Origin of the sequence: Corynebacterium sp. KPL1995 (assembly GCF_000477935.1) — a bacterium.
Classification (GTDB): domain Bacteria; phylum Actinomycetota; class Actinomycetes; order Mycobacteriales; family Mycobacteriaceae; genus Corynebacterium; species Corynebacterium pseudodiphtheriticum.
In genome coordinates this window covers 1,498,902-1,513,171 of sequence record NZ_KI515715.1, presented here as the reverse complement: position 1 = coordinate 1,513,171, position 14,270 = coordinate 1,498,902, and the positions used below count along the sequence as shown (strand labels likewise).

13 protein-coding genes are annotated in these 14,270 nt (G+C 56.4%); 5 read left to right on the top strand and 8 right to left on the bottom strand.

Annotation, left to right across the window (positions count from 1 at the left end):
• Positions 1–10 precede the first annotated feature (10 nt).
• Positions 11–1,654, bottom strand: a complete 1,644-nt coding sequence (locus HMPREF1292_RS06685; RefSeq protein ID WP_021352306.1) for an ABC transporter substrate-binding protein — start codon at positions 1,652–1,654, stop codon at positions 11–13.
• Positions 1,655–2,012: 358 nt separating this feature from the next.
• On the opposite strand from HMPREF1292_RS06685, the gene HMPREF1292_RS06680 reads away from it, so the two are divergent.
• The gene (locus HMPREF1292_RS06680; RefSeq protein ID WP_023019264.1) at positions 2,013–2,714 is read left to right on the top strand and encodes a FadR/GntR family transcriptional regulator; all 702 of its coding nucleotides are present in this window, start codon (positions 2,013–2,015) and stop codon (positions 2,712–2,714) included.
• Positions 2,715–2,760: 46 nt separating this feature from the next.
• Here the strand turns inward: HMPREF1292_RS06680 and HMPREF1292_RS06675 are convergent, their stop codons facing one another.
• The 3 genes from HMPREF1292_RS06675 to HMPREF1292_RS06665 all read right to left on the bottom strand — a co-directional run bounded on the left by HMPREF1292_RS06675 (position 2,761) and on the right by HMPREF1292_RS06665 (position 5,576).
• Positions 2,761–3,492, bottom strand: coding sequence for an N-acetylmannosamine-6-phosphate 2-epimerase (locus tag HMPREF1292_RS06675; RefSeq protein ID WP_023019263.1), 732 nt, complete (start codon positions 3,490–3,492; stop codon positions 2,761–2,763).
• 135 nt (positions 3,493–3,627) lie between these two features.
• Entirely contained in the window at positions 3,628–4,632 is a 1,005-nt protein-coding gene (locus HMPREF1292_RS06670; RefSeq protein WP_023019262.1) for an ROK family protein, read from the bottom strand.
• Positions 4,633–4,634: 2 nt separating this feature from the next.
• Positions 4,635–5,576 carry a dihydrodipicolinate synthase family protein gene (locus HMPREF1292_RS06665; RefSeq protein ID WP_023019261.1) on the bottom strand — a complete coding sequence of 314 codons (942 nt, stop codon included), beginning with the start codon at positions 5,574–5,576 and terminating at the stop codon, positions 4,635–4,637.
• 150 nt (positions 5,577–5,726) lie between these two features.
• Here HMPREF1292_RS06665 and HMPREF1292_RS06660 point away from each other — a divergent pair, with 150 nt between their 5' ends.
• From HMPREF1292_RS06660 to HMPREF1292_RS10510, 4 genes are all read left to right on the top strand, one after another.
• Positions 5,727–6,914, top strand: a complete 1,188-nt coding sequence (locus HMPREF1292_RS06660; RefSeq protein ID WP_232218015.1) for an N-acetylglucosamine-6-phosphate deacetylase — start codon at positions 5,727–5,729, stop codon at positions 6,912–6,914.
• A 39-nt stretch (positions 6,915–6,953) separates the two neighbouring features.
• Positions 6,954–7,727, top strand: a complete 774-nt coding sequence (locus HMPREF1292_RS06655) for a glucosamine-6-phosphate deaminase (RefSeq protein WP_023019259.1) — start codon at positions 6,954–6,956, stop codon at positions 7,725–7,727.
• Positions 7,728–7,781: 54 nt separating this feature from the next.
• Positions 7,782–10,703, top strand: a complete 2,922-nt coding sequence (locus HMPREF1292_RS06650) for an FAD-binding and (Fe-S)-binding domain-containing protein (protein ID WP_023019258.1) — start codon at positions 7,782–7,784, stop codon at positions 10,701–10,703.
• A gap of 152 nt (positions 10,704–10,855) precedes the next feature.
• A complete protein-coding gene (locus HMPREF1292_RS10510) occupies positions 10,856–11,539 on the top strand; it encodes a hypothetical protein (protein WP_023019257.1) in 684 nt (227 codons plus the stop codon).
• Between the two features lie 56 nt (positions 11,540–11,595).
• Here HMPREF1292_RS10510 and HMPREF1292_RS06640 read toward each other — a convergent pair whose 3' ends face one another.
• Genes HMPREF1292_RS06640 through ilvA form a run of 4 tightly spaced genes read right to left on the bottom strand, consistent with a single transcriptional unit; the run spans position 11,596 to position 14,208 of the window.
• Positions 11,596–11,994, bottom strand: coding sequence for an RNA-binding S4 domain-containing protein (locus HMPREF1292_RS06640; RefSeq protein WP_023019256.1), 399 nt, complete (start codon positions 11,992–11,994; stop codon positions 11,596–11,598).
• Positions 11,995–12,002: 8 nt separating this feature from the next.
• On the bottom strand, positions 12,003–12,239 hold the full coding sequence (locus tag HMPREF1292_RS06635; protein WP_023019255.1) for a hypothetical protein: 237 nt from the start codon (positions 12,237–12,239) through the stop codon (positions 12,003–12,005).
• A 6-nt stretch (positions 12,240–12,245) separates the two neighbouring features.
• Positions 12,246–12,893, bottom strand: coding sequence for a YigZ family protein (locus tag HMPREF1292_RS06630; protein WP_023019254.1), 648 nt, complete (start codon positions 12,891–12,893; stop codon positions 12,246–12,248).
• A 13-nt stretch (positions 12,894–12,906) separates the two neighbouring features.
• Positions 12,907–14,208, bottom strand: coding sequence for a threonine ammonia-lyase IlvA (gene ilvA / locus HMPREF1292_RS06625; protein ID WP_023019253.1), 1,302 nt, complete (start codon positions 14,206–14,208; stop codon positions 12,907–12,909).
• Between the last annotated feature and the right edge of the window lie 62 nt (positions 14,209–14,270).

Below are 14,270 nucleotides of genomic sequence, written 5' to 3'. Positions count from 1 at the left end.
CAGTCTTGCCTTATTTTTCGGTGGTTCCTGCACCCAAGAAGTACAGTCCGGTGACCGGAATTGGCTCAAAGTCGACGAGGGTGTTGTTATCCCAAGCGCTTGGCGACTTCCGGTGGAACAGTGGGTACAGCGGAACCTCATCGGAAAGCACGTCGAAGGTTTCGTTCCAGATTTCTTGCTGCTTGGCTTCATCGGTTTCTTGCAGACCCTTATCCAACAAGTCCTGGATCTTCTCGTAGCCTTCGTCATTCCAGTGCATACGAGTCTGGGTCCAGGTGTCGTTGCCGTACCACCAACGCATCAGCAAGTTTGGATCATTACCAAAGACCGATGGGTCGCCTGGGGCCAGAACGACGTCGTAAGCTTCGGGCTTACCATCGATGGTGTTGTAAACATCGGAAGATTTCTTCTCCGTGAATTCAACTTCCACGCCAGCTTCTTTCAGGCTTTCCTGCACGATCGGCGAGACCAGCTTTACCCAGTCGTGGTCGGTAGCCAACAGACGCAGCTTAGACACGCCTGCTTTTTCGAACAGTTCTTTCGCCTTGGCCGTGTCGTGTTCATAGACGTTTGCAGCTTCATGGAAGTTCGGGTGCTCAGTATCCAGGAAGGACTTCGCGGCGGTGGCCTGCCCCTGCATCGCGTTTTCGATGACCTTGTCCATATCAATCGCGTACAAGAATGCCTGGCGAGCGTCCTTGTTCGAGAATTGGTTTGACGGGTCGTTGTTGAACATGGAGAACAACAGGCCGAATCCCTGCTCAGATTCAAGCTCGTTAGTGGCAGCAACCGTATCTACGTTCAGATATGGCACGGCGTCAATCGCCTGTACTTGCTGAGATTGCAAGGCGTTAATGCGCGTCGAGGCATCCGGAATGATGTCCCATTCCATCTTTGCGGACCGCGCCGGACGATCACCATTATAGTGCTCGTTGCGTTCGAACTTGATGGTGTTCGTGGCGCCACCGTTGTCGGTCATAACGTATGGACCAGAACCAACCGGGTTGTTATCGAAAGCCTTTGGATCTTCCTCCACAACATCCTTCGGAACGATCTTTACCGTCGACAAGCGCTCGGCCAAGACGCCAGTTGGGTGCTTCAGCGTGAATTTCACGCTAGTATCGTCGACTTTTTCTACTGAGTCGATGAAGTCGATGAAGGAAGCGTAGAGCGACTCATTGGATTCATCCATGACGCGCTCAAAGGAGAAAACAACGTCGTCGGCTGTAATGTCCGAGCCATTAGAGAATTTCGCGCCTTCACGCAGCTGCACTGTAGCTTCGGTGCTATCGCCAGAATCCGGCAACTCCGACGCCAGGGCTGCATAGGTGGTGCCGTCGGTCTGGTCTAGTTCGGTCAGACCTTCCAGGGTGTGCCAGTTAGCAGCCACAGTCAGTGCAGCGGTGGTGGTCATTGGGTCATAACCATTGGTGCCAAGCTCATAGGAAATAGCAGCCCGGATGGTACCTTCTTCGTTCACCTCACCAGAGGATGCAGAATCAGAAGAATCAGAAGCACTAGAGCCATTCGCGTTGGTGTCTTGTGCACCATTGGACGAGCTGTTGTCAGGAGCACACGCCGCAAGCGCAATGCTCATACTGGCCGCGGCAGCAACCATGCCAATCCGGCGGATAATGGAGATATTCATAGACATGTGGTCTTGATCCTTCCTTGTCAGGCCTGCTCACCCAGTGCACGGTGCACCCCGGCGAGTACGTGACACGTCACGTTGCGACCCAATGGTGTGAATGTGATCATATAATATGTCAGACATCTGACTTCCGACAAGCAAGCTGGCACTAAACATGCCATACAAAGCAGTCACAATTGTCATTTTCCAAGGTCACCAACTATCGTCGCCAGGCGACCGGGGGTAACCGCTCCCAACACCTCGGCCAACGAGCCTGACAACGAGGTCGACAAACGAGGCTGACGATGAGACTGACAACGACACATCGCCGCCAGCAAAGGCCCCGTCCCCGAATTTTCAGCCCGGCCCGAAAGGACCAATTGTGAGCCAACGCACTAACGCCGCGACACTTGCCGCCAACGGGATCACCGAGTACATCAAACGCAACCAGCTGCGCCCAGGCGACCCTTTGCCCACAGAAGCCAATTTGTGTGAGGCGCTGAATCTTTCTCGCTCCTCTGTCCGCGAGGCAGTACGCACGCTGTCCAGCTTGGACATCGTGGAGGTACGCCACGGACACGGCACTTTTGTGGGCTCGCTATCCCTTTCCCCCTTAATCCAAGGCTTAGTCCTGCGCACCATCATTGATTCCGAAAATTCTTTCCAACATCTACGCGATGTCGTGGAGGTGCGTATCGGGCTTGATTTATCCATGGCCGATGAATTGTGCGCAGCCTTTACTGCCGACGACGCCACCCACCTATTGGAATTGGTTCAGGCCATGCACGAAAAACACTCGGCCGGACAATCTTTTGCGGAAGAAGACCACGCCTACCACCGTCGTCTGCATTCGTTAATTGCCAATAACCTGATCCGAGAGCTGTCCGATGCTTTTTGGCAAATTCATATGGACGTATTGCCATTAATGAAAGTGCAGATGCCCGGTGACATTGAAAAAACCATCGAGGCCCACGCGGCGATAGTGCACGCTTTAGCAGCCGGTGACGCGCAACTCTACCGTGAAAAAGTGCTTGCGCATTATGCCCCATTGCAGCGCGCGATCGCCGCAGTACAAACACGCTAATGGGGCACGGTGGCCGCCTGCACGGAGGCCACCGTGCAGGCGAAAACTAATCTAGCTCTCGCAAGGGGGCAGAAAAAGCCGCGGTAATCCAGCCCGGATCGGTAATCGCGGTTCCGGCAATGATCGCATCAGCGCCCCGCTCAATACCTTGCGCGACTGCCGCTGGGCTATGGAACCGCCCTTCCCCAATCACGAATGCATCTGCCCCCACCAGTGCACGCCCTTGTGCAAGGCAGGCGAAATCCGGACCCACAGTTTTCTCCCGGTGTTCGGTGTAACCAGCCAGCGTCGTCGAGATGATATCCGCACCATCGCTATGCGCCGCCGCCATTTCTTCTGGGGTCGCGCAATCGGCCATAATCACCGCACCCAGTTCGTGCGCTAATTTCACCAACTCAGCAAAACTAGAACCGTCAGGACGCTCACGCAAGGTGGCATCGGCGCAAACCACCGCTGCCCCCGCAGCAACCACATTGCGCACAGACTCACGCGTTGGCGTGATGTAGACGCCAGTATCGCCTTCTTTGGTCAAGCCAAACACAGGCACGTCGACTGCACTGGCGATAGACGCAATGTCTTCTACCCCACCATATCCACCGCAGCGAATCGCTGGTGCTCCACCATCGACGCAGGCACGCGCCACGTGAGTCAGCGTATGAGTATCGCGCATCGCATGCCCATCAGGAGCTTGTACCGAAACCACGAGTTTGCCACGCACGGCGGTAATGATTTCTTGCCGACGACCGGCGATATCACTGGCCTGAAAATTAAAAGGCATAGCTTTTGCACCCTTTCTGGTGTGAGGTGTTTAGGTCTGTGGGGTAACTAAGGTCTTGAGGTGACTCAAGCGTTGGGGTAACTGAGCCGGTGAAAACTGCTCCTGTGAGAAAACCAAACGGTCTTCTCATCACAACTATTCCGCATACTCGCGGGCATAAGCAGCTGCACCTATCAATGGTGCGAGTCTGCCTAGCTCAGAATCCACGATTGGTAGTCGTTGCGCAGAATCCACCGTCCATTGCGCGAACCCAGCGCGCAGCGCCCCTAAAATCGGTTCACCGAGCCCACCAACCCCGCCGCCGATGATGATGCCATCGATATCGAGCGCAAAAGCGAGCCCGGCCAGCGCACGCCCAAAACCGCGCATATTGCCATCAATCACGTCAAATGCCAGGCGATCTCCGGCATGATAGCGCTTCATGATCTCTGGAAGGCTCAGGTCATCGGGCCCAGCAGGGTGGTCCCAAGCGATACGCCCGGCATAGTCTGCATCAGCCGCGAGCACGTTGTAATAGCGCGCTAGGGAGTTTCCGGAGCAAGTGTTTTCTACCCTTTCGGCCATGCCCCGCAGATCTGCCACGAGCAACTCCGAAAATTCACCGGTGGAACCGGAGGTTCCGGTTTGTAATTCTCCGTTGTCGACGATGGCTCCGCCGACGCCTGTGCCCAGCGAAAGATAGATCACGCGGCCAGTAATACCGCGCCCGGCACCGAAGTTGTGCTCACCGAACGCCCAAATGCGCACGTCGTTGTGACATGCTACGGGCACATTCGTGTGACGAGCGATAATGTCTTCGATGATGGTTCCTTGCCAACCAGGAACCGTGGGGCCGGAACGGAGTATGGTTCCACTCGGCCCGCGAACAATGCCCGGCGCGCCGACGCCGATGCGGTCTGGCTCGATCCCCGCTTCACGAGCTGCTGCCAATGCGATGCCGACAGCTTTGTCGAACTCCGCTGCTAGCGAAGAACCTTGTGGTTGTGCAGGTACGGATCCGGCAGCAATGGTTTCAGTTGGGCTGTTGTCGTGGACGATGCCGTAGGCGATTTTCGTACCACCGATATCGAAGCACAGAGTGCTCGGTGCGCTCGGCGCACTCAGTGCGCTCTGTGTCGGGATGCTGTTTTGCACCTGCACCGTTACACACCGTGGCTGAATTCATCAACGATGGCTGCGACCCGCGCATGTTCGTCGTCGTTAAGCGGCATGTGCGTAGGTGCCATGCGGGGGGAAGCAAAGATACCCAGATGGTGCAGTGCAGATTTGAATCCACCCAGCCCTGCCGCCGAGCCGCCCATCCGCGAGCCGTCGCCGACAAATGCTACGGCCATGAGCTTGTTGATGCGTTCTTGGATTTCGACGGCTTGTTCCCAGTTTTTCGCCCGGCACGTCTCGTGCAGTTGTACGTAGGCGTAGGGGTCAACGTTGCCCAGGCCTGGCACGACGCCATCGCAGCCGCCCAAGTAGGCGTAGTCCACGGTCATTTCCGAGCCGGTGAGTACGACGAAGTTTTCTAGCTGGGCTGTTTTGCGCGCGGCAACAACGGCGCGGGTGTAGTCATCCTTACCGCCGGAGTCTTTGATGCCTGCCAGCACTCCTTCTTGGGCCAGACGAATCAGCATAGGAATCTCCAGCACCACATTGACGGAGACCGGCAGGTTGTAGGCGAATAGCTTCAAGTCAGGTGCTGCAGCGTGTAGCTGGCGGAAGTGTTCTTCGATTTCGTTTGCGTGGGTGCGTACGTAAAACGGTGCGGTAGCTACCAGGGCGTCGACGCCTCGTTCGCGCGCATCAGCGACATGTTCCAGGCAGCGTGGGGTGGTCATGTCGATGACGCCAGCAGCGACGGGCAGGCGACCAGCGTTTTGGTCGATGATGGTGTCCAGGACGATCTGCCGGTTTTCTCGGGTCAAAAAAGCGACCTCGGCCGAAGAGCCGAGTGCAAACAAGCCATGAATGCCGGCTTTGATCATCCGCTCTACTTGTGCGCGCAGCGAATCCGTATCAATGGAGAAATCCTCATTAAACGGGGTGACGATTGGGGGCACTACGCCGTGAAATGGCGCGATGGATTCTGACATTTCTTCTGCTCCTGACAATCCAGACAATTGGTGCACAATCTTTTCAGTAAACATCATACGTCTTATGTCTGCATGGGGTAGAATTCACAATTAAACGTTTCTCCGGTCAATATCTCAACCGGTCACTAGCTAAAGAGAATACTCAGGAGAATGATGCCCCCCTCTCCCACCGCCGCCGACCACGGCTTTCCGCGCCACCTAGAAGGTCGCCTTGTCACCGCACACGCTGTCTGGGATAACACCCGCATTACTATCGATGAAGCCGGCGTCGTCAGCACTGTCGAACAAACACCGGGCATTGGCGACATCACCTGGGTGCCGGGCTTTGTCGATTTGCACAATCACGGCGGAGATTCCGGCGCTTTCCCTTCTGGAACCACCGAAGATTGCCGTCGCGCAGCACGGTACCACCGCACACACGGCACCACGACATTGCTGGCCAGCTTGGTTTCTGCCACCGGCGATGAATTGGCCCGGCAAGCACACCGCCTCCACCCACTAGTGGGAGAAGGCCTGATTCACGGCATCCACATGGAAGGCCCGTTCGTCAATCCGGGTAAATGCGGCGCCCAAAACCCAGCCAAAATCATGCCTGGTAATCCTGATGTCTTCGCCCGCGTCATCGATGCCTCAAACAACGCAGTCCGGTCAATCACCTTTGCGCCAGAAACCGATCACGTCGACGAACTGCTCCAGCTGTGCGCAAACCACAACATCATCGCCTCCTTGGGGCACACCAACGCGGATTACGCCACCACCTCTGCCGTAATAACTCGAGCTAGAGAACTTGGCGTAACCGTTACCGCCACCCACCTGTTTAATGCGATGCCTCCGATTCACCACCGCGAGCCTGGTGCGGCAGCCGCCTGCATCACCGCTGCACGACACGGGCAGGCGCACCTGGAAATCATCGGTGACGGAGTGCACTTAGCCGATGGAACCGTCGACATGATCATGGCCGGTGGTAATCCCTCTGCCTTTGCCATCACCGATGCCATGGAAGCAGCCGGACTTGCCGACGGCAGCTATAAGCTCGGCGGACTTGACGTGACAGTCAAGGCTGCAGTAGCCCGTCTGACCACCACAGATGGCAGCACCGGCAGCATTGCTGGCGGCACCACCACTTTGCTGGAACAGTTCACCCGCTTCGCCGCGCGTCACAGCCTGCCAGAAGCTGTGGCTTTTACTTCGAGCAATGCCCACGCGGTCCTGGGCCAACCCACAACTCTGCAAGACTCCACCAAGCCCGAAGACCCCACAGCGATCGTCGGCAAGCCAATCGACCTCGTCGGAATCGCCCCAAACCACACCATCCATGCGGTGCATTCAGCCCGCTGAATTTACTGCTTATAACGAAAGACTGCCAGGAACCCCATCATGGAAATACTCATTCGCGCCACCCCAGACGCTGTTGCCAAACAAGCAGCTGACATCATCGCAGGCTATGCCCGGAATGGTTCGGTGCTAGGCCTAGCAACCGGATCTACACCAATCGCGACCTACCAAGAACTCATCCGCCGACACCAACGCGAAGGGCTAAGCTTCGCTGGCTGCAAAGTTTTCATGCTCGATGAATACTTGGGCCTCGATCCACAACACGAGCAATCCTATGCCCGTACTATCCGCCGCGAGTTCACCGAGCACATCGACATCAACGATGCCGACGTCTTCTCCCCATCCGGCAACAGCGAAGACCCACTAGCCGCCGCTGCCGCATACGAGCAGCACATCACCAGTGAGCACGTGGCCATCCAACTCCTCGGCATCGGCACCAACGGACACATTGGTTTTAACGAGCCCACGTCGTCACTGAATTCCGTGACCCGAATGAAAACCCTGCACCCACAAACCATTCAAGACAACGCACGTTTTTTCGATGACGCCGAAGAAGTACCCACCCACGTGCTTACCCAAGGTTTGGCCACTATCCGCCGCGCCGGGCACCTATTGTTGGTTGCTACCGGCGCTAGCAAGGCAGCCGCGGTTGCGGCAACAGTGGAAGGACCACTGTCGTCGATGTGCCCGGCCTCCACGTTGCAGCTACACCCGCACGCGACAGTGCTGATCGACGAAGAAGCTGCCGCACAGTTGACCTTCCGCGAGTATTACCAGTACGCAGACCAAAATAAGCCGGCGTTCCAGGGATATTAAACCCCACCGTGATTGCGCACACATCACCGAACGCAACCATATAAGGTATGAGCTATGAAAAAGCTCCTCACGCCCAATCCACAAAGTTACGGTCAGCCCGAGAATTCGGCGCCGCAGAGTGATGCCATGCCCGCCAGCCATCTGCACACCGATAAACAGCAGCTTGTCGACGACTTGCGCGCGATCGTCGGTCCGGAAAACGTGCACGCACGTATTAGCGACATAGTCCGCTTTGCTTCCGACGGCGGCCCGTACCGCTTGCTCCCGCAGGTCATCGTCGCACCGCGCAATACGAAGGATCTCTCGCGCGTGATGCGCTATGCCACCGATCATGGCCGAAATATCACTTTCCGCTCTGCTGGCACTTCACTCAACGGCCAGGCTCAGGGCGATGATCTGTTGGTGGATCTAAAAACCCACTTCACTGGCATGGAAGTTCGCGAAGGCGGCAAGGTGTTGTGGTCGCGCCCAGGCGTGGTTTTGGGAGATGCCCAGGCAGTACTCGGCCGCGATGGTTTTATGCTCGGGCCAGACCCAGGGTCAACGTCGGTGTGCACCATCGGTGGTGTGCTCGCCAACAACGCCGGTGGCATGCGCTGTCGGTTGGAAAACGACAGCTACCACAGCATCCGGCAGGCGGAATTCGTGTTACCATCCGGCACAATCGTGAACACGCGCGCCGGTGACGCGAAATTCCGCTCCCAAGAACCAGAACTACACGCTGGCCTGTTACAACTGCGTGACAAGATCCGCAGCGACGAGCAGTTGGTTACACACTTGCGCGAGAAATTCTCCATCCGCAATACCAACGGTCTGCGCCTTGATGCTTTCTTGGATGAGGATGAACCAGTTCGCATCCTGATGCGTTTATTAGTTGGTTCCGAAGGCATTTTCGGTGCTTTTACCGAATGTGAGCTCGACACTGTTGCCTTACCGAAGAAGAAAGCTGTCTCCTGGGTCCAACTTCCGGACCTTTACCAGGCCGCTAATTACGTGGCACCGCTCATGGAAACTGGCGCCTGGGCCTGCGAATTGATGGTCGCGCCGGTGATGAAAAAATCCGTGGAGAACTTCGACCAAGCGCCAGCTGGCCGGGCCGATATCTCCGACGAATCCGCCGCCCTGCTGCTCGAAGTCGGTGGCGCCGATGACGCCGAGCTGGCCGATGCCATGGATCGTGTCAAAGATGTGCTTGCCGACGCCGAGCTGGGCGCTGAACTGGAATTCCTCACCAGTGATTCAGACATTCGCGGTGCCTGGGCTATCCGTAATGGGCTGTTCGGGCTACTAGGTGCCGACCGGCCGCAAGGATCCGCACTGATCACCGAGGATGTTTGTTTCCCACCAGCACAAATCGGTGCGGCTGCAGCTGATTTGCTGCATTTACTCTCCCGCTACGGTTACCCGGAGATGGTCATGGGCCATGCCGCCTTCGGTAACCTGCATTTCTTCCTCATCCCGGAATTTGATGATCCGAAAGAAAAAGAGAAATACGCCGAATTCCTGCGCGAGCTCGCGGATCTAGTCATCGATAAATACAACGGTTCGCTGAAAGCCGAGCACGGCACGGGCATCAACATGGCACCGTTCGTGCGCCAAGAATGGGGCGATGCCGCCTGGAATCTGATGTGGGAGGCCAAACAACTGATCGACCCCACCGCGATGCTGGCCCCAGATGTGAAGCTAACCCACCGCACGGATAACCACCTGCATAACTTCAAATCTTTCCCACGCGTGGAAGCAGAGATCAACCCATGCGTGGAATGCGGTTTCTGCGAGCCTGTGTGTCCATCACGGCACGCAACAGTTACTCCACGCCAGCGCATCGTACTGCGCCGAGAGATGGCCCGGCAAGCTCCAGGGGCCCCGGTGCTGCAGCAGTTGCAGAAAGAATACCAGTATGATGCCGTCGATATGTGCGCTGCCGACGGCACCTGTGCTATCCCCTGCCCCATCAGCATTGATACCGGTGCAGTGATGAAAAACCTGCGCGCGCGACAAGTCACTCCGCGTGCAGAAAAAGTGGCGCTCACTACCGCAGAAAAATGGGATGTCGTGGAAAAGCTCGCACGCGCTGGAATTATCAGTGCTAATAAGGTTGGGGAAAAAGCCGCTGGTTGGGCAGCAAACATGGCCCGCACGGTGATCAACCCAGACTTAGTGCCTGCGGTACCGGGCGCATTGCCCCAGGCAGCTAGCCGTTTGCCCGCGACCGAACGAGCCGCTGCCAACGCGGTGTATTTCCCGGCATGTGTGAACCGAATTTTTGGGCGCCCAGCTGGCTCAGACCCAGATGCCGTCGATTTGCCACGTGCCATGGTGGAGCTTGCCCGCCGCAGCGGCCAGTCGTTGTGGATTCCAGACGACGTCACCGGTTTCTGCTGCGGCACACCGTGGTCGTCGAAGGGTTACCAGGATGGCTTCAGCCACCAGGCGCATGCAATCGTGCGCAAGTTCCACGAATGGTCCGATGGGGGCAGGTTGCCGATCATCATCGATGCCTCGAGCTGCACCCACGGCTTGCTTTCTGGTGTGCCCGAAGTACTAGACGCAAACACGCAACAGCTTTACGACGAACTACACATCATCGACATCGTGGAATGGTTGCATAAAGACGTCATCGACTACCTTCCAATCCATCACGACATGGGCACCATCGCAGTTCATCCGGCCTGTTCCACGCAACACATGGGCCAGACGGAGGCACTGGTAGCTGTGGCTAATCACGCCGGCCAAGCCAGCGTACCGTTTGGTGCAATGTGTTGCGGCACCGCCGGTGACCGTGGCCTGTTGCACCCTGAATTGGTGGAATCCGCCACCCGCGAGGAACGCACTGGGCTGGATGCCCGGCATTATGACGCGTTTGTATCCTCAAACCGCACGTGTGAGATGGGCTTGGATGTAGTCGCCGGCTATCAGTTCGATTCCGTTGCCGTACTGCTCGAAAAAGCTTCCCGTCCGGTGGTTACGCCGTAACTTTCTGTCGTTCTGGCGCTGGTACCAACCAGACTGATTGACGACGCCGGAAAAGACAGGGAACCACCGCTGGCCTGCGACAGTCCAATGTTGCTGTAACCATGAAACGCAGATGCTGCCAATTAACGCAGCAAGCCAGCGAAAGGATTCCCGTGACGGCACCAACTATTGCCCCAGCAGCGCCTTTAACCACCACAATCGGCACCACCGAGACCGGCACCACTGCGGCCAGGACCCCACAAGCGCTAGCCAAATGCGTTCCTATTATGCGACCGGGTACCTGGCTGGACCAGCGCGGTTTAAGCGACGATGGGTTCTGTGATTCTCTAGCCCACCTACCTTTGTCCCGCACCACTGCAGTGACACTCAGCGTCGATGATATGACCTTGAGCCACCGAGCGTTATCTGAATTCAACCTGCCAATGCGTCAGGCGTGGGATTTAGCCGCGGACAACGTCTTGCGAGCCGCCCACACACCGGAAGGCACCCAGTTCTGGACCCGTCCTGCCACACGACTCTTAGGTGGCAGCGCCCCACCAGGGCTACAGCTTCGCTCCTCCCCCGTTCCAGCTACCAGCTGGTTGGCTCACCCGCTTTTGCTGTCCGTGATGCACGACCACGTAGCACGGTTGTTGGGAAGCAGCGCTTTGATTTTCCTGGCTCCCAACACCGATACGCTGGTTGCGCTCACCGGTTGCTCGATTTCTACAGCAACTTCCTGGTTGCGGGTTGCAGCCGAACATACCCAGCCCGCATCGCAATTTTTCGGCTCCACAGATTTGCTCTGCGCTTCGCCACTGGTGGCAGCGCACGGGTTCCCCACAGAGTTGTGCTGACTAGGTTTCGCCGATTTGGTTGTGCTGATTAACTTGTGCTCATTAAGTTGTGCTGATTAGCCTCGACGTTTCCCGGTGAATTTCTCCATCTCACGGCGGTCTTTTTTCGTCGGGCGCCCAGCACCTGGGTCCCGCTTAGGCACGCTGGGCTGCAGCGGCTTCGGTGGCGCCGGCGGTGAATAATCGATATAACAATGCTCCGCAATCTTCGCCCCGACGCGTTTGGATACGGTCGCGTTAATCTCCAAACGGAATTCACGATCGTCTTTCCACACCGTGATCCGCAAACCTGGAACCACCGGTGTGGAGGGTTTAGCTACCTTGTCGCCGATCAGCACATGGCCTGCTTTCACAGCTTTGGTGGCTTCTGCCCGCGTTTTAAAAAAGCGTGTCGACCACAGCCAGGCGTCAATACGCACTGGTGCCGCCGAGGGTTCATTCGCCTTCGCAGTCATAAAAAACTCTAGTAATGGTCCTTATGGTTAACGATCTTGCGCACCTTGTTGTAGTTGTACACGCCACCGACCACAGCAACGATAAAGCCCAAAATCAACCAAAATGACGAGCTAGAAAACAAGAACGCGAACAATACGCCACCACCAATTCCGGCACCGACGCTAATCAGTCCGTTCTTGGAGTACTTGCGTACAGCCGCCTTGCGCCTGTCAATAGGGTTATGCGAAGTTGGTTGCATGCTCATGGACGTCTAGTCTACCGGCTTTTCCACCCACGCCGTACCAGCTTCCACTAGCTGCGCCGTTCCAGAAGTAAGCGCAGCCAATTGCGATTCAAGCTGCTCCACCGCGTCGGGATCCACCGCCAAGGTGTAGGTGACATCCGCTCCGTACTGGGTATCTGTGATCATGATGTTTTTCGCACGCAGCTCGGCCTCGTATTTCTGTGCCGCAGCATGCGAGAAACTCACCTCATACAAATTACGCATGCACCGCAACCGTCGCTGTACCTGCGCTAAAGCATCCCCTGCCGTCTGCGAATACGCATGCACCAAACCACCTGCGCCGAGTTTGATACCACCAAAATAACGCACTACCACGCACGCAAGATCCTGCATTCCGGAGCCATTCAGCACATCCAATATCGGTTTGCCTGCAGTTCCACCCGGCTCACCATCATCTGAAGAACGTTCCACAGGGTTAGCCTGATCCACCCGGTAAACATATGCCGAACAGTGATGCCGTGCATCGGGAAATTCTGCACGCACCCGATCAATAAACCCGCGTGCTTGTTCGTCGTCGGACACGCGCTCGATGATTCCAATGAACCGCGAGCGTTTTATCTCAATCTCTGCACGAAACGATTCGCCCGCCACAGGCAGTTGATAACAATGCTCCATTCCCCGCTCAGTTCTACTTCACCAGATAGTCATATTCCGGAGTTCCCGGCAACAAACGCTGACATTCAATCGACGACGCAGCCATACGCTCAAGCAAAGGATCTAAGTCTGTAGCCGAACCCAATTCCAAGCCCACTAGTGCAGCCCCGGTTTCCCGGTTGTTTCGCTTGAGATATTCAAACAGCGTGATGTCATCGTCTGGGCCTAATATTTCCATCAAGAAATGACGCAGCTGGCCTGGTTCTTGCAAGAAATTCACAAGAAAATAGTGTTTCAGCCCACGATCAACCAAGCTGCGTTCCATGATTTCTGCATAACGCAGCACATCGTTGTTGCCACCAGAAATAATGCACACCACTACTGAACCCGGCGCGATATCTATTTTTTCCAGAGCAGCCACTGAAAGTGCACCTGCGGGTTCAGCAATGATGCCTTCATCTTGGTAAAGGCTCAGCTGGGCAGTACATACAGCGCCTTCGGCTACCTGCAGGTTCTGAATACGTTCCCGGTTGGCATTGATGATGTGAAACGGTTTAGCTCCGATGCGTTTGACCGCGGCCCCGTCAACGAAAGCATCCACAGTCTCCAGAGTCACCGGTTCACCGGCTGTCAGCGCAGCATCGAGCGAGGCTGCACCGAGTGGTTCTGCAGCCACCAGAGCAGCGTTTGGTGCCATGTCTGCAAAATAACTTGTGATGCCTGACAACAGACCACCGCCACCGACGGGAACCACAACAGTATCCAAGCTGTGTCCGCGCGCGGATAACTGCGACAGAATCTCGGCGGCTACGGTGCCTTGGCCGACGATGGTATCGCGAGCATCGAAAGGTTCGATAACGGTCGATCCGTGCTTCGTGGCTTCTTCCCGGGCGGCAGCTGCTGCCTCGTCGAAGTTGGAACCGGTGACCACGAGTTCGATGGCATCTCCGCCGTGGACTTTGATGCGGTTACGTTTTTGTTTCGGGGTTTTCGTCGGCACAAAAATCCGACCTTTGATGCCCATGGTGCGGCAAGCATAAGCCACACCCTGTGCGTGGTTGCCCGCCGAAGCAGCGACGATTCCAGCTTCACGTTCTTCTTGGCTGAGCTTCGCGATGGAATAGTACGCCCCACGAATTTTATAGGAGCGGACGTCTTGCAGGTCCTCGCGTTTCAAGAAGATTTCGGCACCGGTTTCCTGGGAAAGCCGAGGGCAATACTGCAATGGGGTAGGCGCAATTACACTGGAAATTCGCGACTGCGCAAGCTGAATATCGGCGGCCCGTACGGGCTCGAAATTGTCTGGGGACGCTGGCGCAATCTGCGGGGTAGTCATAGCAACTCATTGTAACCACCCCAGTGCAGATCACATAGCTAGCTATCACGGATAATTCCCAA

Coding starts and splice junctions, on each gene's coding strand:
- HMPREF1292_RS06685 (WP_021352306.1), bottom strand. CDS start 1,654: ATGTCTATGAATATCTCCATTATCCGCCGGATTGGCATGGTTGCTGCC.
- HMPREF1292_RS06675 (WP_023019263.1), bottom strand. CDS start 3,492: ATGCCTTTTAATTTTCAGGCCAGTGATATCGCCGGTCGTCGGCAAGAA.
- HMPREF1292_RS06665 (WP_023019261.1), bottom strand. CDS start 5,576: ATGTCAGAATCCATCGCGCCATTTCACGGCGTAGTGCCCCCAATCGTC.
- HMPREF1292_RS06660 (WP_232218015.1), top strand. CDS start 5,727: ATGATGCCCCCCTCTCCCACCGCCGCCGACCACGGCTTTCCGCGCCAC.
- HMPREF1292_RS06655 (WP_023019259.1), top strand. CDS start 6,954: ATGGAAATACTCATTCGCGCCACCCCAGACGCTGTTGCCAAACAAGCA.
- HMPREF1292_RS06650 (WP_023019258.1), top strand. CDS start 7,782: ATGAAAAAGCTCCTCACGCCCAATCCACAAAGTTACGGTCAGCCCGAG.
- HMPREF1292_RS06640 (WP_023019256.1), bottom strand. CDS start 11,994: ATGACTGCGAAGGCGAATGAACCCTCGGCGGCACCAGTGCGTATTGAC.
- HMPREF1292_RS06635 (WP_023019255.1), bottom strand. CDS start 12,239: ATGAGCATGCAACCAACTTCGCATAACCCTATTGACAGGCGCAAGGCG.
- HMPREF1292_RS06630 (WP_023019254.1), bottom strand. CDS start 12,893: ATGGAGCATTGTTATCAACTGCCTGTGGCGGGCGAATCGTTTCGTGCA.
- ilvA (WP_023019253.1), bottom strand. CDS start 14,208: ATGACTACCCCGCAGATTGCGCCAGCGTCCCCAGACAATTTCGAGCCC.